The 22,258-nt window shown below is 64.5% G+C and carries 15 protein-coding genes; 11 read left to right on the top strand and 4 right to left on the bottom strand.

Translation table 11 applies throughout. The features are described 5' to 3' along the window. Window positions 1-152 precede the first annotated feature (152 nt). From MTR64_RS10800 to MTR64_RS10780, 5 genes are all read left to right on the top strand, one after another. Window positions 153-1,289 carry a thiolase family protein gene (locus MTR64_RS10800; RefSeq protein ID WP_243993667.1) on the top strand — a complete coding sequence of 379 codons (1,137 nt, stop codon included), beginning with the start codon at window positions 153-155 and terminating at the stop codon, window positions 1,287-1,289. Beyond that, window positions 1,286-3,610 (top strand): 3-hydroxyacyl-CoA dehydrogenase/enoyl-CoA hydratase family protein, encoded by a 2,325-nt coding sequence (locus MTR64_RS10795; RefSeq protein WP_243993666.1) that lies wholly within the window; start codon window positions 1,286-1,288, stop codon window positions 3,608-3,610. The genes MTR64_RS10800 and MTR64_RS10795 overlap by 4 nt, the downstream gene beginning before the upstream one ends. Window positions 3,611-3,780: 170 nt before the next feature. Further along, window positions 3,781-5,571 (top strand): acyl-CoA dehydrogenase C-terminal domain-containing protein, encoded by a 1,791-nt coding sequence (locus tag MTR64_RS10790; protein ID WP_243993665.1) that lies wholly within the window; start codon window positions 3,781-3,783, stop codon window positions 5,569-5,571. A gap of 295 nt (window positions 5,572-5,866) precedes the next feature. Further along, entirely contained in the window at window positions 5,867-7,486 is a 1,620-nt protein-coding gene (locus MTR64_RS10785) for an NAD(P)/FAD-dependent oxidoreductase (RefSeq protein WP_243993664.1), read from the top strand. Further along, window positions 7,483-8,658: an NAD(P)/FAD-dependent oxidoreductase gene (locus MTR64_RS10780; RefSeq protein ID WP_243993662.1), complete on the top strand. Its 1,176-nt coding sequence runs from the start codon at window positions 7,483-7,485 to the stop codon at window positions 8,656-8,658. The genes MTR64_RS10785 and MTR64_RS10780 overlap by 4 nt, the downstream gene beginning before the upstream one ends. On the opposite strand, the gene msrA is transcribed toward MTR64_RS10780, so the two are convergent. The 3 genes from msrA to MTR64_RS10765 all read right to left on the bottom strand — a co-directional run bounded on the left by msrA (window position 8,655) and on the right by MTR64_RS10765 (window position 11,859). Beyond that, on the bottom strand, window positions 8,655-9,323 hold the full coding sequence (msrA, locus tag MTR64_RS10775; RefSeq protein WP_243993660.1) for a peptide-methionine (S)-S-oxide reductase MsrA: 669 nt from the start codon (window positions 9,321-9,323) through the stop codon (window positions 8,655-8,657). The genes MTR64_RS10780 and msrA overlap by 4 nt on opposite strands. 93 nt (window positions 9,324-9,416) lie before the next feature. After that, a complete protein-coding gene (locus MTR64_RS10770) occupies window positions 9,417-10,487 on the bottom strand; it encodes a LacI family DNA-binding transcriptional regulator (protein WP_243993658.1) in 1,071 nt (356 codons plus the stop codon). Window positions 10,488-10,524: 37 nt separating this feature from the next. Further along, window positions 10,525-11,859 carry an MFS transporter gene (locus MTR64_RS10765; protein WP_243993656.1) on the bottom strand — a complete coding sequence of 445 codons (1,335 nt, stop codon included), beginning with the start codon at window positions 11,857-11,859 and terminating at the stop codon, window positions 10,525-10,527. A gap of 147 nt (window positions 11,860-12,006) precedes the next feature. Between MTR64_RS10765 and MTR64_RS10760 the strand changes: the two genes are divergently transcribed. Next, window positions 12,007-13,152, top strand: coding sequence for a glycoside hydrolase family 68 protein (locus MTR64_RS10760; RefSeq protein ID WP_243993654.1), 1,146 nt, complete (start codon window positions 12,007-12,009; stop codon window positions 13,150-13,152). Window positions 13,153-13,435: 283 nt separating this feature from the next. Further along, window positions 13,436-18,193, top strand: a complete 4,758-nt coding sequence (locus MTR64_RS10755; RefSeq protein ID WP_243993651.1) for an NAD-glutamate dehydrogenase domain-containing protein — start codon at window positions 13,436-13,438, stop codon at window positions 18,191-18,193. 44 nt (window positions 18,194-18,237) lie between these two features. Here the strand turns inward: MTR64_RS10755 and MTR64_RS10750 are convergent, their stop codons facing one another. Then, complete coding sequence (locus tag MTR64_RS10750; protein WP_243993649.1) at window positions 18,238-18,693, bottom strand: Lrp/AsnC family transcriptional regulator; 456 nt, start codon at window positions 18,691-18,693, stop codon at window positions 18,238-18,240. A 112-nt stretch (window positions 18,694-18,805) separates the two neighbouring features. Here MTR64_RS10750 and phhA point away from each other — a divergent pair, with 112 nt between their 5' ends. The 4 genes from phhA (at window position 18,806) to maiA (ending at window position 22,144) form a co-directional block, all read left to right on the top strand. After that, a complete protein-coding gene (gene phhA, locus MTR64_RS10745; protein ID WP_243993647.1) occupies window positions 18,806-19,669 on the top strand; it encodes a phenylalanine 4-monooxygenase in 864 nt (287 codons plus the stop codon). After that, window positions 19,666-20,796 carry a 4-hydroxyphenylpyruvate dioxygenase gene (gene hppD / locus MTR64_RS10740; protein ID WP_243993646.1) on the top strand — a complete coding sequence of 377 codons (1,131 nt, stop codon included), beginning with the start codon at window positions 19,666-19,668 and terminating at the stop codon, window positions 20,794-20,796. The genes phhA and hppD overlap by 4 nt, the downstream gene beginning before the upstream one ends. Before the next feature lie 137 nt (window positions 20,797-20,933). Further along, complete coding sequence (locus MTR64_RS10735) at window positions 20,934-21,488, top strand: VOC family protein (protein ID WP_243993645.1); 555 nt, start codon at window positions 20,934-20,936, stop codon at window positions 21,486-21,488. Window positions 21,489-21,502: 14 nt separating this feature from the next. Then, entirely contained in the window at window positions 21,503-22,144 is a 642-nt protein-coding gene (gene maiA, locus MTR64_RS10730) for a maleylacetoacetate isomerase (RefSeq protein WP_243993701.1), read from the top strand. Window positions 22,145-22,258: the final 114 nt, after the last annotated feature.

Below are 22,258 nucleotides of genomic sequence, written 5' to 3'. Positions count from 1 at the left end.
TGACGCATCCGGACCCGGGGGGCGATGCGGCATGCCTAACCCAAAATTTGCTTGACGTATAGGGAAAGAATTGCACCTATAGGGAAGAATTGAGAATGGCGCCGTTCTGGCGCTAGAGTGGCGCGCGTCGCGTCAGTCGATGGAGAGAATGCATGCAAAGCGTCGTGATTGCGGGCCACGCCCGTTCCCCGTTTCATCTTGCCAGCAAGGGCGCCCTGGCGCGGGTCCGTCCCGATGACTTGGCTGCGCAGGTGATTCGGGGGCTGATCGGCAAGACCGGCGTGAATTCCGCGGAGGTCGAGGACCTGATTGTCGGCTGTGCGTTCCCCGAGGGGGAGCAGGGCCTTAATGTCGCGCGTCTGATCGGCCTCTTGGCAGACCTGCCGATTTCGGTGGGCGGGATGACGGTCAACCGCTTCTGCGGCTCGTCGATGAGCGCGATCCACTATGCCATGGGCCAGATTGCTCTGGGTGCGGGCGAGGCGTTCATCTGCGCGGGCGTCGAATCGATGAGCCGGGTGCCGATGATGGGCTTCAACCCGATGCCGAATCCGGAGCTGGCCAAGAAGTCCGCCGTGTACATGAGCATGGGTGAGACGGCGGAGAACGTCGCGAACAAGTACCAGATCAGCCGCGCCGAGCAGGAAGCCATGGCGGTGGAAAGCCAGAAGCGCGCCGCCGCCGCGCGCAAGGCGGGCAAGTTCGCCGACGAGATCGTGCCCATCCAGACCAAGGGCGGCATGGTGAGCGACGACGGTGCGATCCGTCCCGGCACGACCGCCGAAGACCTTGCAGGGCTCAAGCCCGCCTTTGATGCCAATGGCACTGTGACCGCAGGCACGTCCTCGCCGCTGACAGATGGCGCCAGCGCGGTTCTTGTCACCACCGAGGACTATGCCCGCAGGAACAACCTGCCGATCCTCGCCCGCATCAAGGCGGTGAGCATCAGCGGCTGTGCGCCCGAGACGATGGGCCTCGGCCCGATCCTCTCCAGCCAGAAGGCGATGGCGCGCGCGGGCATCACGGCTGCCGATCTCGATGTCGTGGAACTGAACGAGGCCTTCGCTTCGCAGGCGCTGGCCTGCATCAAGGATCTGGGCCTCGACCCGGCCAGGACCAACATCGACGGCGGCGCGATCGCCATCGGCCACCCGCTCGGCGCTACCGGTGCGCGCATCGTCGGCAAGGCGGCTGCGCTGCTCAAGCGTGAAGGCGGCAAGTACGCGCTCGCCAGCCAGTGCATCGGCGGCGGGCAGGGCATCGCGACGATTCTGGAGGCGGCAGAATGAGCCAGCCGATCAAGAAAGTCTGCGTGATCGGCGCCGGCACCATGGGTGCCGGGATCGCCGCGCAGGTCGCCAATGCCGGGGTGCCGGTGCTGCTGCTCGACATCGTTCCCAGGGACGCCACCAATCGCAACGCGATCGCCGAAGGCGCCGTGGCGAAGATGCTCAAGACCGATCCGGCCCCGTTCATGAGCACGTCCGCCGCGAAGCTGGTCGAGACGGGCAATATCGAGGATCATCTCGACAAGGTCGCCGAATGCGACTGGGTGATCGAGGCGGTGATCGAGCGGCTCGACATCAAGCAGGGCCTCTACGCCAAGCTGGAAGCGCTCAAGAAGGACGGCACTGCCGTCTCGTCGAACACCTCGACGATCCCGCTGGCAAATCTTGTCGAGGGGCGTTCTGACGCCTTCAAGCGCGATTTCCTGATCACCCACTTCTTCAACCCGCCGCGCTACATGCGGCTGCTGGAGATCGTCACCGGTCCCGATACGGATGCGGGCGTGGCGGCGAAGGTCGAACGGTTCGCCGATGTCGCGATGGGCAAGACGGTGGTCCATGCCAAGGACACCCCGGGCTTCATCGCCAACCGCATCGGCACGTACTGGATCCAGCTCGGCCTCAATGCGGCGTTCGACATGGGCCTCAGTGTCGAACTGGCCGATGCCATTGCCGGGGCGCCGATGGGTGTGCCCAAGACCGGCATTTTCGGTCTTGTCGATCTGGTCGGCATCGACCTGATGCCGCACTTGCAGGCGAGCCTGACGTCGACCTTGCCCAAGGACGATTCCTATCACGCGATCGCGATTGATCATCCGCTGATCGGCAAGATGATTGCCGATGGCTATACCGGCCGCAAGGGCAAGGGCGGGTTCTACCGCCTCAACAAGGAAGCGGGCCGCCGCAAGGAAGCCATCGATCTGGCGAGCGGCGAATACCGTCCGGCGATCAAGCCGCTCGGCCCGCGCGGCTCCGCTGCCAAGGGTGACCTCAAGGCGCTCGCCGAAAGCAAGGGTGATATCGGCGCCTATGCTTGGGCCATCCTGGGCGGCACGCTGGCCTATGCAGCTTCGCTGGTGCCGTCTGCTGCGTCCGACGTGGTGGCCATCGATGATGCGATGAAGCTTGGCTACAACTGGAAGGCCGGGCCGTTCGAGATGATCGACAAGCTTGGCGCGCAGTACCTGGCCGGGCGTCTCGAAGCCGAAGGCAAGCCGGTGCCTGAGATGCTGAAGGTGGCGGGAGACCGCACCTTCTACCGCATCGAGAACGGCCAGCGCCAGTTCCTCGGCCTCGACGGTGAATACCACGATGTGGTGCGCCCCGAAGGCGTGATGCGGCTGGCCGACATCAAGCTGGCTTCCAAGCCCCTCCTGAAGAACGCCTCGGCGGCGCTCTGGGACGTGGGTGACGATGTCGTCTGCCTCGAATTCACCGGCAAGATGAACGCGCTCGACGGCGAGGTGATGAAGCTGATCGTGCAGGCCATCCCGATGGTGGCCGCGCAGTACAAGGCGCTGGTGGTCTATACCGATGCCGACAGTTTCTCGGCCGGGGCGAACCTTGGCCTTGCCTTGTTCGGCCTCAACATTGCCGCCTGGGGTGAGATCGAGAAGCTCGTGGCGGGCGGCCAGATGGCCTACAAGGGGCTGAAGTATGCGCCGTTCCCGGTGGTCAGCGCGCCTGCGGGCTTGGCCGTGGGCGGCGGGTGCGAGATCCTGCTCCACTGCGATGCCATCCAGGCCCATGCCGAGCTTTACACCGGTCTTGTCGAATGCGGTGTCGGCCTGATCCCGGGCTGGGGCGGCAATGGCGAAATGCTTGATCGCGCCCGCAAGGTGAAGATGATGCCGCGCGGGCCGATGCCTGCCGTGGCCAAGGTGTTCGAGACCGTCTCGACCGCCACGGTCTCAAAGTCGGCGGCGCAGGCCAAGGAAATGCTGTTCCTGCGCCCTGAGGACGGGATCACCATGAACCGCGACCGCCTGCTCTACGATGCCAAGCAGAAGGCGCTCTCGCTGGTAGACGGCTACGCCCCGCCCGAAGCACCCGAGTTCAGGCTGCCCGGCCCCAGTGGCCGCGTGGCCATGGGCATGGCAGCGGAAGGCTTCCACAAGCAGGGCAAGGCGACCGATTACGACATGGTTGTTTCCGACGCGCTGGCCACGGTGCTCAGCGGCGGCGATGCCGACGTGGTCGATGTGGTCACCGAGCAGGAACTGCTGAAGCTGGAACGCGAGACGTTCATGCGGCTGGTGCGCGAACCGCGCTCCATCGCCCGGGTCGAGCACATGCTCGAAACCGGCAAGCCGCTGCGGAACTGATTGGAAAAGGAATACGGGCTCAAGTGTAATCGAACCCTGATCATCGTCATTGCGAGGGGCGAAGCCCCGCGGCAATCCAGAGCCGGTGCAAACCGCCCTGGATTGCTTCACCCTTCGGGTTCGCAATGACGAAGATGTAGGGCAGATGGCGCCCGCGAGGAGAGTGAGAAATGCAGGTCTATGAAGCACCCTTGCGCGACATGAAGTTCGTGCTCCACGAGCTTCACACCGACGACGGCTTCGGCAATCTCGAGGCGCTGGAGGAGTTCACCCCCGACCTCGTCGATGCCATTCTGGAAGAAGCGGCCAAGGTGGCGCAGGAAGTGCTGCTGCCCTTGAACCGCAGCGGCGACATCGAGGGGTGCACGCTCGAAAACGGCGTAGTGCGCACGCCCAAGGGCTTCAAGGAAGCCTACGACCTGTTCCGCGAAGGCGGCTGGTGCGCGCTGGCCAGCGATCCCGAATGGGGCGGGCAGGGCCTGCCCGAGCAGGTGAACAAGATGACCGAGGAGATGATCTGCTCGGCAAACCTCTCGTTCAGCCTCTATCCCGGCCTGACCCACGGCGGCACCACCGCGATCGAGGGCTATGCCAGCGACGAGCTGAAGCAGTTCTACCTGCCGAAGATGGTTTCGGGCGAATGGTCTGGAACGATGTGCCTCACCGAGCCGCATTGCGGCACCGACCTCGGCATGCTGCGCACCAAGGCGGTGCCGCAAGGGGATGGCTCCTGCAAGATCAGCGGCGCGAAAATCTTCATTTCGGCGGGCGAACATGATCTCACCGAGAACATCATCCACCTCGTCCTCGCGCGGCTTCCCGATGCGCCGGAAGGGGTGAAGGGCATCAGCCTGTTCCTCGTGCCCAAGTACCTGCCCAAGGACGACGGCACGCCGGGCCCGGCCAACGGCGTTTCGGTCGCCGCGATCGAGCACAAGATGGGCCTCAAGGCCTCGGCGACCTGCCAGCTCAATTTCGACGAATCGACCGGCTGGCTGGTCGGCACGCCGAACAAGGGCATGGAGGCCATGTTCAAGATGATGAACACCGAGCGCGTCTCGGTCGGCGTGCAGGGCCTCGGCGTGGGCGAGGCGGCCTATCAGTCGGCCGTGTGGTACGCGAAGGAACGCCTTCAGGGCCGCTCGCTGTCAGGCGTGAAGAACCCGGCGGGCCCGGCGGACCCGATCATCGTCCATCCCGATGTGCGCCGCATGCTGATGACGATGCGCGCCTACAACGAAGGCTGCCGCGCGATTTCGGGCTGGGTCAGCCGCGCGCTCGATGCCGAGAAGTTTTCGACCGATCCCGAAGTGAAGCAACGCGCCGAGGATTTCATCGCGCTGATGACGCCGGTGGTGAAGGCGCTGTTCACCGATCTCGGCTTCGAATCTGCGAACCTCTCGGTGCAGTGCTACGGTGGCCACGGCTACATCGCCGAAAGCGGCGTTGAGCAGTACGCCCGCGATGCGCGCATTGCGATGATCTACGAAGGCACCAACGGCATTCAGGCGCTCGACCTCGTCGGCCGCAAGCTGCCCGCGCACATGGGCCGCAACCTGCGTTCGTTCTTCCACCCCGTCTCCGAATTCATCGCAGCACACAAGGAAGACGCAAACCTCGGCAAGATGTTCGAGGCGCTGGAAAAGGCCTTCGGCGCGCTGCAGCTCTCGACCGCGACCATTGCCCAGAACGGCATGGCCGATCCCGAGGAAGCCGCCGCGGCCGCGACTGATTACCTGCGCCTCATAGGCCTTGTCGCGATGGGCTACTGCTTCGCCAAGGCCGCGCTGATCGCGCAGGGCAAGCTGGCCGAAGGCACGGAGGAAGCCGGTTTCTACAAGGCGAAGCTCACGACGGCGCGCTTCTTCTTCGACCGCATCCTGCCGCAGGCGACCGCTGCGTTTCTCGCGATCAAGTCGGGCAAGGCCTCGATGATGGAGATGGAAACCGAAGCGTTCTGAGGGTCTTACACCTTCGTCATTCCCGCGTAGGCTGGAATCCTGGGCTGCGGTTCATCATGGCGGCAAGCCGGATTGTATCCGGCCATCCCCCTCGCGTTCGTCATTGCGAGCGACGCGAAGCAATCCAGGGCGGTGCCCGGCGCTCTGGATTGCTTCGCGTCGCTGCGGGCCTCGCAATGACGATATACAGTGAGCCGTCCGGCCTTGCGCGCGAGTTCGCCGCCTGCGCGGGAATGACGAAGGGGCGCACTGCAAGGCAATGGCGCTTCTCGCCGTTCCCCGCTAAAGGCGCGCGATGCTTCGCCTGACCGACCTTGCCCTGCCGCTGGACCACGCTCCCGCCGATCTCGAACGCGCGGTGTGCGAGCGGCTGGAACTGGCCCCCGGCGATCTCGAACGCTTCACGGTGGTCCGGCGCGGAAATGACGCGCGGCGCAAGACGGCGATCAAGCTGATCTACTCGCTTGACGTCATTGTTCGCGATGAGGCGGCGGTGCTGGCCCGTTTCGCCGGTGATCAGCACGTGCGGCCTACACCGGATACATCCTACAAATTCGTCACCCGCGCGCCGGAAGACTACGATGGCTCGCGCCCGGTGGTGATCGGTGCCGGGCCCTGCGGGTTGCTGGCCGCGCTAGTGCTGGCTCAGATGGGCTTCAAGCCGATCATCGTCGAGCGCGGCAAGGCCGTGCGCGAGCGCACAAAGGATACCTGGGGCCTGTGGCGCCGCTCGGTGCTCAATCCGGAAAGCAACGTGCAGTTCGGCGAAGGCGGGGCGGGCACGTTTTCCGACGGCAAGCTCTACAGCCGCATCAAGGACCCGCACCACCTTGGCCGCAAGGTGCTGACCGAGTTCGTCAAGGCCGGTGCGCCGGACGACATCCTGACCGAAGCTCATCCGCATATCGGCACGTTCCGCCTTGTCACCATGGTGATGTCGATGCGCGAGACGATCGAGAAGCTGGGCGGCGAATACCGCTTCGGCACCCGCGTCGACGATTTCGATATCGAGGAAGCGGACGGCGAGCGCCGCATCAAGGGCCTGCACCTCTCGACCGGCGAGTTCCTGCCCGCCAGCCATGTGATCTTGGCCGTCGGCCACTCGGCGCGCGACACGTTCGAGGTGCTTCATGACCGCGGCGTGCATGTCGAGGCCAAGCCGTTCGCCATCGGTGTGCGCATCGAGCACCCGCAAAGCTGGATCGACAAGGCGCGCTATGGCCCCAATGCGGGCAACAAGATCCTGGGCGCTGCGGCCTATTCGATCAGTCACAAGTGCAGCAATGGCCGCGTGGTCTATTCGTTCTGCATGTGCCCGGGCGGGCGCGTGGTTGCGGCCACCAGCGAGGAAGGGCGCGTCGTCACCAACGGCATGAGCCAGTATTCGCGCGCCGAGTTCAATGCCAACTCCGGCCTCGTGGTGGACATCACACCCGAGCGCGACTTTCCCGGCCATCCGCTCGCGGGCATTGCCCTGCAGCGCAAGTTCGAGGAGCTGGCCTACGAGGCGGGTGGTTCGAACTACAAGGCGCCGGGCCAGAAGCTCGGCGATTTCCTCGCTGACAAGCCGTCCAGCGCGTTCGGCGATGTGACGCCCAGCTACCAGCCCGGCGTGCACCTGACCGACCTGAAGCAGTGCCTGCCCGATTTCGTGATCGAATCCATCCGTGAGGCGCTGCCGGTGTTCGGCCGTCAGGTGCCGGGCTACGATCACCCGGACGTTGTGATGACCGGGGTGGAGACGCGCACTTCCTCACCGGTACGCTTCACCCGTTGCCGGGACTTCCAGAGCCTCAATACACGAGGGCTCTACCCGGCTGGCGAGGGCGCGGGTTACGCGGGCGGCATCCTGTCGGCGGCGGTCGACGGCATCCGTGTCGCCGAGGCGCTCGCGCTGGAACTGGTTCCCGCGTGAACGAAGCTTACGACGCCATCGTGCTCGGCGCCGGTGCTGCCGGGCTGTTCTGTGCCGCCACGGCCGGGCAGAGAGGCCGCCGCGTGCTGCTGCTCGATCATGCCGATCAGCCGGGCAAGAAGATCCTGATTTCCGGCGGCGGCCGGTGCAATTTCACCAATATGCACACCGCGCCTGACCGTTACCTGTCGCAGAACCCGCATTTCGCCAAGTCGGCGCTAAGCCGTTACACTGCGGCAGATTTTCTCGCGCTGGTCGAAAGCTATGGCATCGCCTGGCACGAAAAGACGCTGGGCCAGCTGTTCTGCGATGAAAGTGCAAAGCAGATCGTTGCCATGTTGCTGGAGGAGTGCGCGAAGGGCGGCGTGGATCTCCGGTGCGGCGAGGCAATCCGCGGTGTGGACCACGCGGACGGGCTCTATCGTGTCGCGTTCGGAGACCAAACGGTGCAGGCGCCCGCACTGGTCATCGCCACGGGCGGCCCCTCCATCCCGAAAATGGGCGCCACGGGCTTCGCTTATGATCTGGCGCGCCAGTTCGGCCTTAAGGTCGTGCAGCCGCGCCCGGCGCTGGTGCCGCTGACGCTGCCCGCAGACGATACGCTGTTCCGCGATCTGTCGGGCGTCTCCACCGAAGTGATCGCCCGGTGTGGGAAGGCGGCCTTCCGCGAGGCGACGCTGTTCACCCACCGCGGGCTATCGGGCCCGGCGATCCTGCAGGTCTCCAGCTACTGGCAGCGCGGGGATACGGTGACCACGCAGTTCCTGCCCGGTCGCGAGGAAGGCTGGCTCAAGGCGGCGAAGCGCGAGCGGCCCAAGGCAGGGCTGCGCAAGGTGCTCTCCGAAGGCCTCCCCGATCGCCTCGCCGAAGCGCTGTGCGAGCGGCTCGGCCTGGAAGGCGAACTCGGCAACCTGTCCGACAAGGCACTCAGTGCTGCCGAGGCAAAGCTGGCGCGCTGGCCTTTCGTGCCGAACGGCTCCGAAGGCTTCGCCAAGGCGGAAGTGACGGCCGGCGGTATCGATACTTCGGGCCTCTCGTCCAAGACGATGGAAGCGCGCAAGGTGCCCGGCCTCTACGTCATCGGCGAGGCCGTCGACGTCACCGGCTGGCTGGGTGGTTACAACTTCCAGTGGGCGTGGGCCAGCGCAAGGGCTGCGGGGCTGGCGCTCTAACCCTTGAACAGCGCTGGATAGCGCTTCTTCAGCGCGGCGATCTTCGGCTTGTCGTAGCGGCTGGTGTAGCTGTTGTTGGGGTTCTTGCGCATGAAATCCTGGTGATAGGCTTCGGCCGGGAAGAATGACCCTGCTTCCAGTTTGGTGGCTATGGGCTTGCTGAAAACATCCGCCTTGTCGAGTGCCGCGATGTAGCCAATGGCGATCCGGCGCTGTTCGGCCGTCTGCGGGAAAATGGCCGAGCGGTAGCTGGGGCCAGTGTCCGGGAACTGGCGGTTCACCTGCGTCGGATCGTGCGCGATCGAGAAGTAGATCTTCAGCAACGTGCCATAGCTGACTTTCGCAGGGTCATAGACGATCCGTACCGCCTCTGCGTGACCCGTGGTTTCCGTCGAGACCTTGCTGTAGGTCGCATCGGCTTTGGCACCGCCTGCATATCCGGACACCACCGACTGCACGCCCTTCACGTGTTCAAACACACCCTCCATGCCCCAGAAGCATCCGCCGGCCAGAACGGCAACCTGATTGCCTGCGGGAATGGCCTTGCGCGCCGGTGGCTCGGGGAAATTCGCAGGCACGTCCGGTCTTGCAGCGGACAGGGTGCCACCGGCAACGCCGAGCACGGCCAGACTGAGGGCGGCAAGATAGGCAGGGCGGATCGGCATCACAGACTCTCCCGGTGGCTGACTGTGCATTGTTCGTTCGGGCCGCGTCCGAGGTTACACACAGGTCAGGAAAGAGTCACGGTTCGCGTCCCGTCAGACTGCCTTCGTCGTTTCGCGCACCACCAATCGCGGCGGCATTTTGAGGCTTCCTGCCGGAGCGCCTTCGAGGCGTTCCCTGAGCCTTTCCACCATGGCCTTTGCACCACTGCCGATTTCCTGCCGGATCGTGGTGAGCGGCGGCATGGTGAGCGAGGCGAGCGGCAGGTCATCGAACCCGATGACCTGCACATCCCCCGGCACGGCACGGCCTTTTTCATGAAGGCAATGGAGCACGTTCATGGCGATCAGATCCGATGCGGCGACGATGCCGTCGATAGTGAAGTCGGCAGATTTTGCTGCCTCGGCGATCTGCGCGCCCATCTCTTCACTGGCCAGGCTGATCGGGATGTGCACGATGGGAATGCCTGCTTTCGCCGCGGCGGCCGATGCTCCTCGCCAGCGCTCGTCGATTTCGATGCCCTTGATTTCTCCCATGAATGCCAGTTTGCGCGCGCCGGAAGCGATGAGGTGCTCAGCCGCGATGCGGCCTCCCTCTATGTTGTCTGTGCCAACGGCACAGTGTGTCTGTCCCTCGCTATAGGCACCCCAGGCCACAAGCGGCCGGTAATGCCGGGCAACGGCTTCGATGACCTCGAACTGGTCCGATTGGCCGATCAGCAGCACGCCATCGACCATGCCGGACCCGGTCACGCGCTCCAGCCAATCGCTGGTGCCGTCCGGCAGCGCGCGGCTGAGCATCACGTCATAGCCGGATTCGGTCAATTCGTCGGCCAGCCAGCCCAGCAGGGTCAGGAAGAAGGGATCGGAAATATGCTGGCGTTTTTCGTGCCCCAGCGGAATGACAATACCAACCACGCCGGTCCGTTTGGAGCGCAGCTTGCTGGCCATCTGGTTGGGGCGGAAACCATGTTCCCGCGCGAGCGCCTGAATGCGCTCTCGCGTTTCGGTGTTGACCAGCGCCTTTCCCGCGAGCGCCCGCGAAACGGTGCCGGTGGAAACGCCAGCGAGCCGCGCCAGATCGGCGAGGGTGCGCACGGTAACAGGCACGCCGGACGTGTCCGGAGTGTTGCCACTATCCCCGCTGTTTTCCTGCCCGTTAGCCATCGTGGCTCTCTTAACACCTTGAAACGTCGGGCGGAAGTTACTTGTACCGTTTACTATCTTCGCCGCCGGGACGGTGTCCGGCGTCCACGAAGAGGGTGGCGACAGCACCAGCGAGCATGAGGACACCAGCCAGTATCAACGCGTTGCGTGGGTCTCCACCCAGCAGGGGGCGGTACATTACCGGCATGGAAAGCGTTTCAATTAACATCGGGACAACGATGAAAATGTTGAAAACCCCCATGTATATGCCGTTGCGTTCGGGGGGAATCGAATCAGCCAGCATGACATAGGTGTTGCCCATCATCCCGGCCCATCCGAGGCCGATCCCCGTCATCAGCAGCATCAACACGAGGATGGACGGTGCGCCCGGTATCAGCAGCATGGCAACGCCAGAGGCGGCCAGGCAACCTGCGTGTACGGCCCTGGCACCGAGGCGCCGCACTATCGGGATCAGCGCAAGGGCTGCCGCGAAGGCGATGAAGTTGTACAGCGCGCCCAGCTGCTGCGCTGTCAGGGCAGCATCGCGGAAGCCCTGCGACGCGGTATCATGCGTGCCGTAGAGCGAGCGGGAGAGTGCGAACGCGATGAACTGCCAGTACACGAACATCGCGTACCACTGGCAAAGCATGGCAATGGCCAGCCGGCGCACCGGCCGGGGCATTTCCACGATGGCACTGCCGATTTCGCGCAGCGTGGCGCGCGGCGTGAGCGGGCTTTGGACGATCGTGGCGTGTTCTTCGGATGTCAGCGGCAGTTCCGGTACCCGCAGCACCGAATAAACGATTGATGAAATCGACAGAATGGCGCCGATAAGAAAGGCAGTCCTGATGATCAGCGGAACCCCGTTCGTGTGCAGCAGGTTGCGGTCGATTACCATCGTCAGCAGCGACGGGGTGAGGTAGGCCAACGTCTGGGCAAGGCCGGTGGCGGCACTCTGGGTCAGGAAGCCGGTTGGCCGCTGGTAAGGCGGCAGCCTGTCCGCGACATAGGCCCGGTAGGGTTCCATGGTTATGTTGTTGCCGGAGTCGAGCAGCCAGAGCAGGGCCGCGGCCATCCACAGGGCCGAAGAATAGGGCATGGCGAACAGGCAGAGTGAACAGAGCACTGCGCCTATCAGGAAATAGGGCGTCCGCCGTCCGAAGCGGGACAAGGTACGGTCGCTCATCGCGCCGATGACTGGCTGGACAAGAAGACCCGTGACGGGGCCAGCCAGCCAGAGCAGCGGCATCGTGTCTTCGTTCGCGCCAAGGAAGCCGTAGATCGGGCCCATGTTGGCCTGCTGCAGCCCGAAACTGTACTGCAGCCCGAAAAAGCCCATGTTCATTTCGATGATGCGCCACAACGCAAGGCGCGGCTTCGCCCCTTCTGACATCCGGTATGCTCTCCCGCGCGGGCGTTCTTTTTATCGCTGCCCCCGCACGCCCCCTGTATAGAGCCTGGCGAGAGGGTAGGACAGTCCATTCCCGGCTTCCGGATCTTTCACTTTCTTAAACTTTCAAACGATTGTAATTGGCGGCTCATGACGGCTTCCTCTCCAACCGGTCATGCCCGGCATCCCTTGCTGTGGCGCCGCTCCGATCTTGCCTTGCTGGATCCGGGGAATTGCGTAAGGGCGCCGGTCGTGATTCCCGCGCAGGTCGTGCGGCTAGACGGCGGGATTGATGTCTGGGACGCCTGGCCGCTGGCCCTGCCGTGCGGCAATCCTGCGCCCTGGCGCGATGGTGAGTTCTGGTTCGCGCTGGCTGCGCCTGTAAACGATGATCCGGAGGAGCGGCACCACGTGGCCCGTATCCACGGTTTTCATCGTGTGGGAGGGCGGTTCGTTCACCTCGGTCCGGTTTTCACCGAAGGCTTCACTCCCGGAAGTCGCGAGTGGTCCGGTTCGGCGAAGGTCGACAATGGCCAGGTTACGCTCTTCTTCACGGCGGCAGGCGTGCGAGGGGAAGAACAGATCTCGTTCGACCAGCGCATCTTTGCAAGCACCGCCGCATTGGATGGGGATGACGATGCACTTGCCGGCTGGAGCGAGCCGGTCGAGATCATCCGGCCTCTCGACAGGTACTACATGGCGAAGCACGAGGCCACGGGCCGGATTGGGCAGATCAAGGCCTTTCGTGATCCTGCGACCTATCAGTGCGCAGCGGGACGGGAGTATCTGCTTTTCACGGCCTCTTCCGCCGCGGACCAGGGCCGTCACAACGGCGTGATCGGTTGCGCAGTGCGAGAGGTGGACGGTACATTTCGCAAGCTTGCACCGCTCGTCGATGCCTGCGGGACATGCAACGAGCTGGAGCGGCCGCACATCGTCGAGCACGCCGGTCTGCTCTATCTGTTCTGGTCGACCCAGGCCGGCGTCTTCACGCCCGGTGTCGAGGCGCCGACAGGCCTGTACGGGGCCGCCGCGGACAGCATGGCCGGCCCATGGCGCCTGCTCAACGGGCATGGTCTGGTTTTCGCCAATCCGGATGCCGAGCCGTTTCAGGCTTACAGCTGGTGGGTCTTGCCGGATCTCACGGTTGCAGCGTTTGTCGATTACTGGGGTATCCGTGATCGCGAGGCACGGGAAAAACCCAAAGGGCGCAGGCATTTTGGCGGAACCTTTGCGCCGTTTCTGCGCCTTCGGCTTGATGGCGACACCGCGTCGCTGGCCGATGATCCGGTGTGAACCCCGTTCCGAATGGGGCAGGTGGCAGAGCGCATGTCACAAAGTTGAACAAATATTGCGCGATCTGGGAATTGTGTTACATCGCCTTGCAGGCTTTACGCCCTGAAGAGGCGCCCGGTTGCAACCACCACGAGGTATGCGGTTTTGTTTCCTTGTCCGCGCTTCAGGGGATACCTGTGAAGCTGTGGTGACGGGATCGCTCAATCGATCCTGCAGGGTGATCGAACCAGACAAGCAGCGTCCAACAAAGTGCTGACGGATTTAGAGGATCGCGGAGAAGGCAATGAGTGCAGGCGAACTGAGCAACCGGCAGAAATCCGGCAAGAAGAGGCCCGGAAAGGGCGCGCAGGATGCGCTGCATGACGCGATCGCGCGGCGTATCCATGGATCGCTGCTGCCGGGCGACGGCCCGGCCGAAGGGGCCTGGATTGACGAAGCCGCTCGTGCACTGCTGGCAGCGGGTAAAGTGCGTAAGCCAGGGGAACCGGTGATCGAACTCGGTTCCATCAGCGAGGAACGCCGCGTTCTGCGCATCGTGCTGATCAACGACGACATGCCCTTCCTGGTCGACTCGGTGGCTGCCGCGATCGCCGAGGCCGGTCTGGTGATCGATCTGCTCGCGCACCCGGTGCTCTCGGTCGAGCGGGACGTGAAAGGCACGCTGACGGCAATCCCCGATGCACCGACGGAGAGCAGTCAGCGCGAATCGATGATCTACATCGAAACGCCGCGCGTCGATGCCCGCCAGCGGCGCGAGCTCATTCGGTCGATCGAATCGACATTGGCTGATGTGCGCTATGCGGTGGCGGACTGGCAGCGCATGGTAAAGGCGATGCGCGCCGATGCCGATGCCGTCACCGATGACGAAGGCGCGGCGCTTCTGCACTGGTTTGCCGATGGCATGATCACCCAGCTCGGCCATGTTACCCGCACGCGGGATGGCAGCCGGACCCAGCGTCTGGGTATCTGCAGGCGCGGAACGCACGAACTGCTGTCCGATGCCAGCTTCGCTCTTGCGTTCGCGGCGTTCGATGCGGAACTGGCTGCAGGGGCAGTGCGCGCACCGATGGTGATCAAGGCCAATCAGACGGGCACGGTGCACCGTCGTGTGCCGATGGACCTGTTCCTGATTCCGGTGATCGAACAGGCGGTGGTTACGGCGCTCTCGGTCCATGCGGGCGTATGGGCCAGCGCAGCGCTGGCCGCGACGCCCGACCGGGTGCCGCGGCTGCGCCGGCAGCTTGCCGATCTTGCGGCCCAAATGGGCCTCGATCCGGTCAGCCATACGGGCAAGGCGCTGACACACGCGCTCACCAGCCTGCCGCACGATCTCGTCCTGGGGCTGGGCTCCGATGACGTCGAGCGGCTGGCGACGACCATGATCGGCCTCGTCGACCGTCCGCGCCCGCGCCTGCTGCTTGCCCGTGCGCCGCTGATGCGTCACCTCTTCGCTTTCGTCTGGCTGCCGCGCGACATGGTTTCGACCGAAATGCGCAAGCGCATTCAGTCGATGCTTGAAGCCGCGGCGCAGGCGCCGACGCTTGACTGGAGCTTGCAGGTCGAGGCCGGAAATCTCGCGATGCTGCGCTTCACCATGGACATCCGCGAAGGCGTGCATGAGCCCGACGAGGTTGAGCTCGACCACCGCCTGCAGGTCATGCTGCGCGGGTGGACCGAGGCTGTCGAAGCGGCGCTGGTGCAGACCATGGAGCCGACCCGCGCCGCTGCTGCAGCGACGCGCTACGCGGAGGCCTTCCCGCTCTCATACCGCAGCGACTACGGTGCATTGGAAGCGGCCATCGATATCGGCCACATGCGCAAGATCGTGGTCGGCGAAGCGGCCGATGCCGGGCATGCGCTGGCGCATCGCGACGCGCGCCTGTATGCGCACGACAGCGATCGGGAGGGCAGCCTGCGGCTCAAGATCTACGAGGCGCACGGGAGCCTTCCGCTCTCTGACGCCGTCCCGGCTCTGGAGAACTTCGGCTTCCGGGTGCTGGAGGAAATGCCCACCTCGCTCGAACGCGGGCGCATCGGTACCATCCACGATTTCACGCTGGCGCTTCCGGCGGGACATGACGCGGCCGAAGTGCTGCGCCTTGCACCGATGATCGAGGATACCCTGTGCGGTGTGCTCAACGGCACGAGCGAGAACGATGCTTTCAACCGGCTGGTGCCGGGGCTTGGCCTGTCCAAGCGAGAGGCGAACTGGCTGCGGGCATGGTTCCACTACTTGCGGCAGGCGGGCATGCACTATCGCATCGCCACGGTGGTCGATGCCCTGCAGGGCGCACCCGCGGTAACGCTCGGCCTGATCGACCTGTTCCGGGCGCTGCACGATCCGGCATTTGCCAAGGACCGCAATGATGCACGGGAGAAGGCCGAGGAAGCGATTCGCGCGGGCCTTGCCGGTGTGAACGCGATCAACGACGACCGGCTTCTGCGCGCCTACCGCGATCTGGTCGAGGCCATGCTGCGCACCAATGCCTTTGCGCCCGCCGGAGAGGTGGCACTGGCGTTCAAGTTTGATTCCGCAAAAGTGCCGGGCCTGCCCAAGCCGCTGCCCTGGCGCGAGATCTTCGTCTATTCTCGCCGTGTCGAGGGCATTCACTTGCGGGCCGGTCCGGTGGCGCGCGGAGGCTTGCGCTGGTCCGACCGGCGCGACGACTACCGTACCGAGATCCTCGGCCTGATGAAGGCGCAGCGCGTCAAGAACGCCGTGATCGTGCCGACCGGCGCCAAGGGGGGCTTCTATCCCAAGCAGCTTCCCGACCCGTCGCAGGACCGCGCGGGCTGGGCCGCCGAAGGGCAGGCCTCCTACGAGATCTTCATCGACACGCTGCTGTCCATCACTGACAACATCGTGGGCGGCAAGGTCGTGCATCCCGCCGGCGTCGCTGTGCTCGATGGCGAAGATCCCTATTTTGTCGTAGCAGCAGACAAGGGCACGGCGCGCTTTTCCGACGTTGCCAATGGCATCGCCGCGAGACGGGACTTCTGGCTCGACGATGCCTTCGCCAGCGGTGGCTCCAATGGCTACGATCACAAGGCAATGGGCATCACCGCGCGCGGAGCCTGGGTCTCGGTGCAGCGCCATTTCCTGGAAATGGGCGTGGACGTGCAGACCGATCCGGTGCGCGTGGCAGGCTGCGGCGACATGTCGGGCGACGTATTCGGCAACGGCATGCTGCTCTCGCAATCGATCAGGCTGGTTGCGGCGTTCGACCACCGCCATATCTTCCTCGATCCCGATCCTGACGCGGCAAAGAGCTGGGCCGAGCGCAATCGCATGTTCGCGCTGCCGCATTCGAGCTGGGATGACTACGACAAGGCACTGATCTCCAAGGGCGGCGGAGTGTTTCCCCGCACCATGAAGTCGATCCCGCTTTCGCCCGAAATGCGCAAGGTTCTGGGCATCGATGCCGCCGAGATCGATCCGGACTCGCTGATCTCCGCGATCCTGCGCGCGCCGGTAGACCTGCTGTGGTTCGGCGGCATCGGCACCTACGTGAAAGCGTCGATCGAGAACAACGCCACGGTCGGCGATCCCGCCAATGATGCCTTGCGGATCAGCGCGAAGGACGTGCGCGCTAAAGTCATCGGCGAAGGAGCCAACCTCGGCGTGACGCAGGCTGGCCGTATCGAATTCTCGCTGCGGGGCGGTGGCGGGCTGGGCGGCCGCATCAACGCCGACTTCATCGACAATTCGGCGGGCGTCGATTGCTCGGACAACGAGGTCAACATCAAGATCGCGCTCGCTGCCGCACGGCGTGCGGGCAAGCTCTCCGAGAAGAAGCGCGTCGAACTGCTCCGCGAGATGACGGACGAAGTCGCCGCGCTGGTGCTGGAGGACAACCGGCTTCAGGCCCTCGCGCTTTCCATCGCCGAGCGTGGCGGGGCGGAGGCCATGCCTTCGCACGTGCGCCTGATCGAGATGATGGAGGAAGGCGGCCATCTCGACCGCAACACCGAAGGTCTTGCGGAAAACGAGGCTCTGGCGCGGCGGGCGCAGGACGGCCGGGGGCTGACCCGTCCCGAACTGGCCGTGCTGCTTTCTAGCAGCAAGCTGCTGCTGCAGGACGCGATCGAACGTTGCGACCTGCCTTCCGATCCGGGGCTCGAGGACATGCTGCTGGAAGCGTTCCCGCGCCCGATGCAGGACAAGTTCGCCCGGTTCATCAAGGACCACCGGCTGGCGCGCGAGATCGTCGCGACCAAGCTCGCCAACCGCATCGTCAACCGGCTGGGCATCGTCCATCCGTTCGAACTGATGGAGGAAGAAGGCGCCAGCCTTGCACAGGTTGCCGCCGCGTTCTCGCTGGCGGAGCGGCTGTTCGGGCTCGATGCGCTGTGGCTCCGGCTGGAAGCTGCTCCGATGCCTGAACCTGCGCGCGTCACTCTGTTCGACCGTGTTGCCGCAGCCGTTCGCGGCCACATGGCGGACCTGCTGCGTGCCGGCGCGGGGCGGACAGCGCCGGGTGATCTGATGGCGCGCCTGCAGCAAGGCATTGCCGAGCTTTCCACTGACACCATCGACCTGCTGGGCGAGCGGACGCTGGCCCATTCCTACCGGCATCGGGAGATGCTGCAGGAGATCGGCGTGCCCGAGGCAGTCGCGGCGGACGTCGTGGCGCTGTTCGATCTCGATGGCGCTGTCGGCATTGCCGAACTTTCCGCCGATACCGCCATCGGCCCGCGCGAACTGGTGGCGGCCTTTACCCGTATCGGTGCCGGGCTTGGTCTCGACTGGGCGCAGGCTCATGCGACCACGATGAACCCGTCCGATCCCTGGGAGCGGTTGCTGGTAGCCGGGCTTGCCCGTGACTTCCAGCAGATGCGGCTGGACTTCCTCAAGCGCCTTGCGGGGACCAAGGCAGGCCGCAAGGACCCGTTCGCCGCCGCCGAAGCCTGGGGCAAGGACCATCTCACCGCCGTGCAGGCCTTCCGCAGCATGGTCCACCGCGCCGAACACGCGGCGGCGATCACGCCCGCCATGCTGGCCCAGATCGCCAGTCAGGCAAGGAACCTGCTGGGGCGGTAGGGCGATCCTCGCTGTCTGGCATGACGGGGACGGGAGGAACGGTCCTACTCCAGCGGCAGCGCGCGGGCTTCCTTGATCGTCTCAAGCACGATGATCGACTTCACGTCGCGCACGCCGGGGATGCGCACAAGTGACTTGAGCGTGATTTGCGAGAGGTGCTCCACATCGCGCGCGATCACGTGGACGAGGTAGTCCATGTCCCCGGTCACCGCGTGGCAGGCGATCACATAGGTATTGTCCTGAATCGCCTGCTCGAAGCGCGAGATGTTGGCGTCGCTGTGCCCGTCGAGGTTGATCAGCACATAGGCATCGAGTTCGAAACCCAGCCGCCGCGCATCCAGCAGCGGCTGATAGCCCTGGATCACGCCGTCATCCTCCAGCCGCTTGATCCGGCGGCTGACCGGGGTGGCCGAGAGAGCAGTGCGCTCCGCGATCTGCGCGACAGGCATGCGCGCGTCTTCCTGCAGGGCGTGGATGATCTTGCGGTCGAATTCGTCCATCTGCATGGATCACCTGTTTAGTGAGGATGTATTGGTGGAATCCGCCAATACCATGCTTGGTGTTTGCGATAAACGCACGATAATGAAGCGCGTGGCGTGATATTCTTCCCTCATGAAGACGCCCTGCACACAGACAAGCAAGAGCGGTCTTCGGGGAGAGTACTGCGCTGCTGCCGCCGACTACACCGTCGGACAGGACTGGCAGTCCTATTCCCCGGAGATGCACGAGCGCTGGCGGCGGCTCCATGCGCGCCAGTCGGCGCTGGTGGAGAGCTATGCCTGCCGCTCGTTCCGCGAGGGACTGGCGCGGCTCGACTGTGCACGTGGCATACCGCGTTTCGAGGACGCAAACCGGGCGCTCGGCGTGGCGACTGGCTGGCGGATCGTCGCGGTGCCGGGGTTCATTCCCGATGATGTGTTCTTCGATCATCTGGCGCACCGCCGTTTTCCGGTGACGCGATGGCTGCGTGAGGAGCAGGAGCTCGACTACCTCGTCGAGCCCGACGTGTTCCACGATTTCTTCGGGCACGTGCCGATGCTGTTTGACCCGGCGATCGCCGATTTCCTCGAACTCTACGGCAAGGCCGGGGCGCGGGCGACGGCCATGGGCGCACTGGAAATGCTGGCGCGGATCTACTGGTACACCATCGAATTCGGCCTTGTGCGTGAGGACGATGACCTGAGGGTGTTCGGCGCCGGGATCATCTCGTCTTCGAGCGAGACCGTCTTTTCCATCGACGACCCGCAGGTGCTGCGCCTGCCGTTCGATCCGGTGCGGATCATGCGCACTGGCTACATGATCGATGCCTTCCAGAAGACCTATTTCGTGCTCGAAAGCCTGCCCCAGCTGATCGAGCGTCTCGTTGGGCTCGACTTCGGGCCGATCTACGAAAAATGGCGCCACGCGCCCGCGCTGCCGGCGGGCGCATGCCTGCCCGGCGAAGCCCCCATTATCATTCACGGAGCTCCCGCATGACCGACCTGTTCGAAAACCCCATTGGACTCGACGGCTTCGAGTTCGTCGAGTTCTCCGCGCCCGAAAAGGGCGTGCTGGAACCTGTGTTCACCGCCATGGGCTTCACGAAGATCGCGCGCCACCGCTCGAAGCAGGTGGAACTGTGGCGTCAGGGTGAGATCAACTTCATCACCAACTACGAGCCGCACAGCCCCGCGTGGTTCTTCAGCCGCGAGCACGGCCCCTCGGCTTGCGGCATGGGCTTCCGGGTGCGCGATGCGCGCGCCGCCTATGCGGAACTGCTCGCCCGCTCGGCCGAACCGGTCTCGGTCGAAACCGGCCCGATGGAACTGCGCCTGCCGGGTATCCGTGGCATCGGCAACTCGATCATCTACCTGATCGACCGCTACGAGCGGGACGAGGACGGCGCGCTGTCGATCTACGATATCGACTTCGAATACCTGCCCGGCGTGGAAAAGCACCCGGCCGGGGCGGGCCTCGATCGGATCGATCACCTGACGCACAACGTCTACGGCGGCCGGATGGCCTACTGGGCGGACTACTACGAGAAGCTCTTCAACTTCCGCGAGATCCGCTATTTCGACATCAAGGGCGAATATACCGGCCTCACCTCGAAGGCGCTGACCGCGCCCGACGGCAAGATCCGCATCCCGCTCAACGAAGAGGGTGAGGGCGGCCCCAATAGTCGAAAGGGGGGCCAGATCGAGGAATTCCTGCGCCAGTTCAACGGCGAGGGTATCCAGCACATCGCGCTGATCACCGGCGATCTGCTGGCGACCTGGGATCGGCTCAAGGCGCTGGGCGTGCCCTTCATGACCGCGCCGCCCGAAACATATTACGAGATGCTCGCCGAGCGCCTGCCGGGGCATGGCCAGCCGGTCGATGCTCTCAAGGCGCGCGGCATCCTGCTCGACGGCACCACCGAGGGAGGCCCTGATGGATCAAAGAGGCCGCGCCTGCTGCTGCAGATCTTCGCCGAGGCGCAGGTCGGCCCGGTCTTCTTCGAATTCATCGAGCGGCAGGGCGACGACGGCTTTGGCGAAGGCAATTTCAAGGCGCTGTTCGAGTCCATGGAGCGCGATCAGGTTCGCCGGGGCGTGCTCAAGGTCGAGGAACCGGCGGAGTAGGGAGGCGCTGTCCATCCTTCGACAAGCTCAGGATGAGCGGAGGTTGGGCAAGGACCAATACTTCACCTCTTCCCGCTCCTGCTGAGCCTGTCGAAGCACGAGCGGCACGCGATGTTAGTACGGATGGGAGATACAGAATGACAGACCAGCCCCCCAAGCTCGGCGGCATTCACCACGTCGCCTACCGCTGCCGCGACGCGAAGGAGACGGTCGAGTTCTACCGCGACGTGCTGGGCATGGATTTCATGCTCGCCATCGCCGAGGACAGCGTACCCTCCACCGGCGCGCCCGATCCGTACATGCATGTGTTCATGGATGCCGGGGGCGGCAATGTGCTGGCCTTTTTCGAACTGCCCAATTCACCCGCCATGGGGCGTGACGTGGCCACACCCGCCTGGGTGCAGCACATCGCCTTCAAGGTCGACAGCGAGGAAAGCCTGCTGGCGGCCAAGGCGCGGGCCGAGGCGAGGGGGCTCGAAGTTGTCGGCCCGACGCACCACGGGGTGTTCAAGTCGATCTATTTCTTCGATCCCAACGGCCACCGGCTTGAACTGGCATGGCAGTTCGGTACGCCAGAGCAGATGCAGAAGCTGAGAGACGTGGCCGAAGACATGCTGGACGAGTGGTCCCGCACCAAGAAGGCCCCGCGCCATGCTGTGTGGCTGCACGAGAAGATCGCCGCCGAAGCCTGACAGGAAAGCCCATGATGCGCCTCCACGCCTATTACCGCAGCTCGACCAGCTACCGGGTGCGCATCGCGCTCAACCTCAAGCGGCTCGACTACGAGGTGGTGCCGGTGGACCTGCTCAAGGCCGAGCAGCGCGGTGCGGCCTATCGCCAGCTCAATCCCTTCGCCGGGGTTCCGGCGCTGGAGGTGGACGGGCGCGTCTATGCTCAGTCGATGGCGATCCTCGAATGGCTGGACGAGCGCTATCCCGAGCATCCATTGTTGCCCGCTGACCGGGAGGACCGTTTCCTCGCGCGCGAACTGGCGCTGGCCATCGCCACCGAACTGCACGCGCCGCTCAACTCGCCGGTGCTGGCCTATCTGGAACGCGATCTCGGCCATTCGCAGGAGGAGGTCACGGCCTGGTATCACCACTGGATGGCCAAGACGCTCGGCCCGCTCGAAGCGCGGCTGGCGGCGCTGGGCACGGGCGATTTTCTGTTCGACGCGCCGGGCCTGTTCGAATGCGTGCTGATCCCGCAACTCTACAATGCGCGGCGTTTCGGGTTCGACTATGCGGCGATGCCGCAAATGGCGCGGGTTGAGGCGGCGTGCCTGACGCATCCGGCCTTCGTGAAGGCGCATCCGGATAATCAGCCGGATAGTCCGGGGAAGGCATAGAGAGCGTATGCTGGCGGACTGAACGATCGTCAGCAATCAGAAAGGGGTGATGATCGGTAAACGTCTGTAATGCCGGGGCTAGCGGACTTTCTTACGCCTCTTTGGACTTCCGGC

The sequence above is a fragment of the Novosphingobium album (ex Hu et al. 2023) genome (genome assembly GCF_022832385.1).
GTDB classification, from domain to species: Bacteria; Pseudomonadota; Alphaproteobacteria; order Sphingomonadales; family Sphingomonadaceae; genus Novosphingobium; species Novosphingobium album.
Note: the sequence above shows the minus strand (reverse complement) of the source record. Positions and strands in the feature narration are given on the sequence as shown.

Bases quoted from the DNA above. Each gene is read 5' to 3' on its own strand.
- msrA (WP_243993660.1), bottom strand. From the start codon at position 9,323: ATGCCGATCCGCCCTGCCTATCTTGCCGCCCTCAGTCTGGCCGTGCTC.
- phhA (WP_243993647.1), top strand. From the start codon at position 18,806: ATGAAGACGCCCTGCACACAGACAAGCAAGAGCGGTCTTCGGGGAGAG.
- MTR64_RS10735 (WP_243993645.1), top strand. From the start codon at position 20,934: ATGACAGACCAGCCCCCCAAGCTCGGCGGCATTCACCACGTCGCCTAC.
- MTR64_RS10760 (WP_243993654.1), top strand. From the start codon at position 12,007: ATGACGGCTTCCTCTCCAACCGGTCATGCCCGGCATCCCTTGCTGTGG.
- MTR64_RS10765 (WP_243993656.1), bottom strand. From the start codon at position 11,859: ATGTCAGAAGGGGCGAAGCCGCGCCTTGCGTTGTGGCGCATCATCGAA.
- MTR64_RS10770 (WP_243993658.1), bottom strand. From the start codon at position 10,487: ATGGCTAACGGGCAGGAAAACAGCGGGGATAGTGGCAACACTCCGGAC.
- hppD (WP_243993646.1), top strand. From the start codon at position 19,666: ATGACCGACCTGTTCGAAAACCCCATTGGACTCGACGGCTTCGAGTTC.
- MTR64_RS10795 (WP_243993666.1), top strand. From the start codon at position 1,286: ATGAGCCAGCCGATCAAGAAAGTCTGCGTGATCGGCGCCGGCACCATG.
- maiA (WP_243993701.1), top strand. From the start codon at position 21,503: ATGCGCCTCCACGCCTATTACCGCAGCTCGACCAGCTACCGGGTGCGC.
- MTR64_RS10750 (WP_243993649.1), bottom strand. From the start codon at position 18,693: ATGGACGAATTCGACCGCAAGATCATCCACGCCCTGCAGGAAGACGCG.
- MTR64_RS10785 (WP_243993664.1), top strand. From the start codon at position 5,867: ATGCTTCGCCTGACCGACCTTGCCCTGCCGCTGGACCACGCTCCCGCC.
- MTR64_RS10790 (WP_243993665.1), top strand. From the start codon at position 3,781: ATGCAGGTCTATGAAGCACCCTTGCGCGACATGAAGTTCGTGCTCCAC.
- MTR64_RS10755 (WP_243993651.1), top strand. From the start codon at position 13,436: ATGAGTGCAGGCGAACTGAGCAACCGGCAGAAATCCGGCAAGAAGAGG.
- MTR64_RS10800 (WP_243993667.1), top strand. From the start codon at position 153: ATGCAAAGCGTCGTGATTGCGGGCCACGCCCGTTCCCCGTTTCATCTT.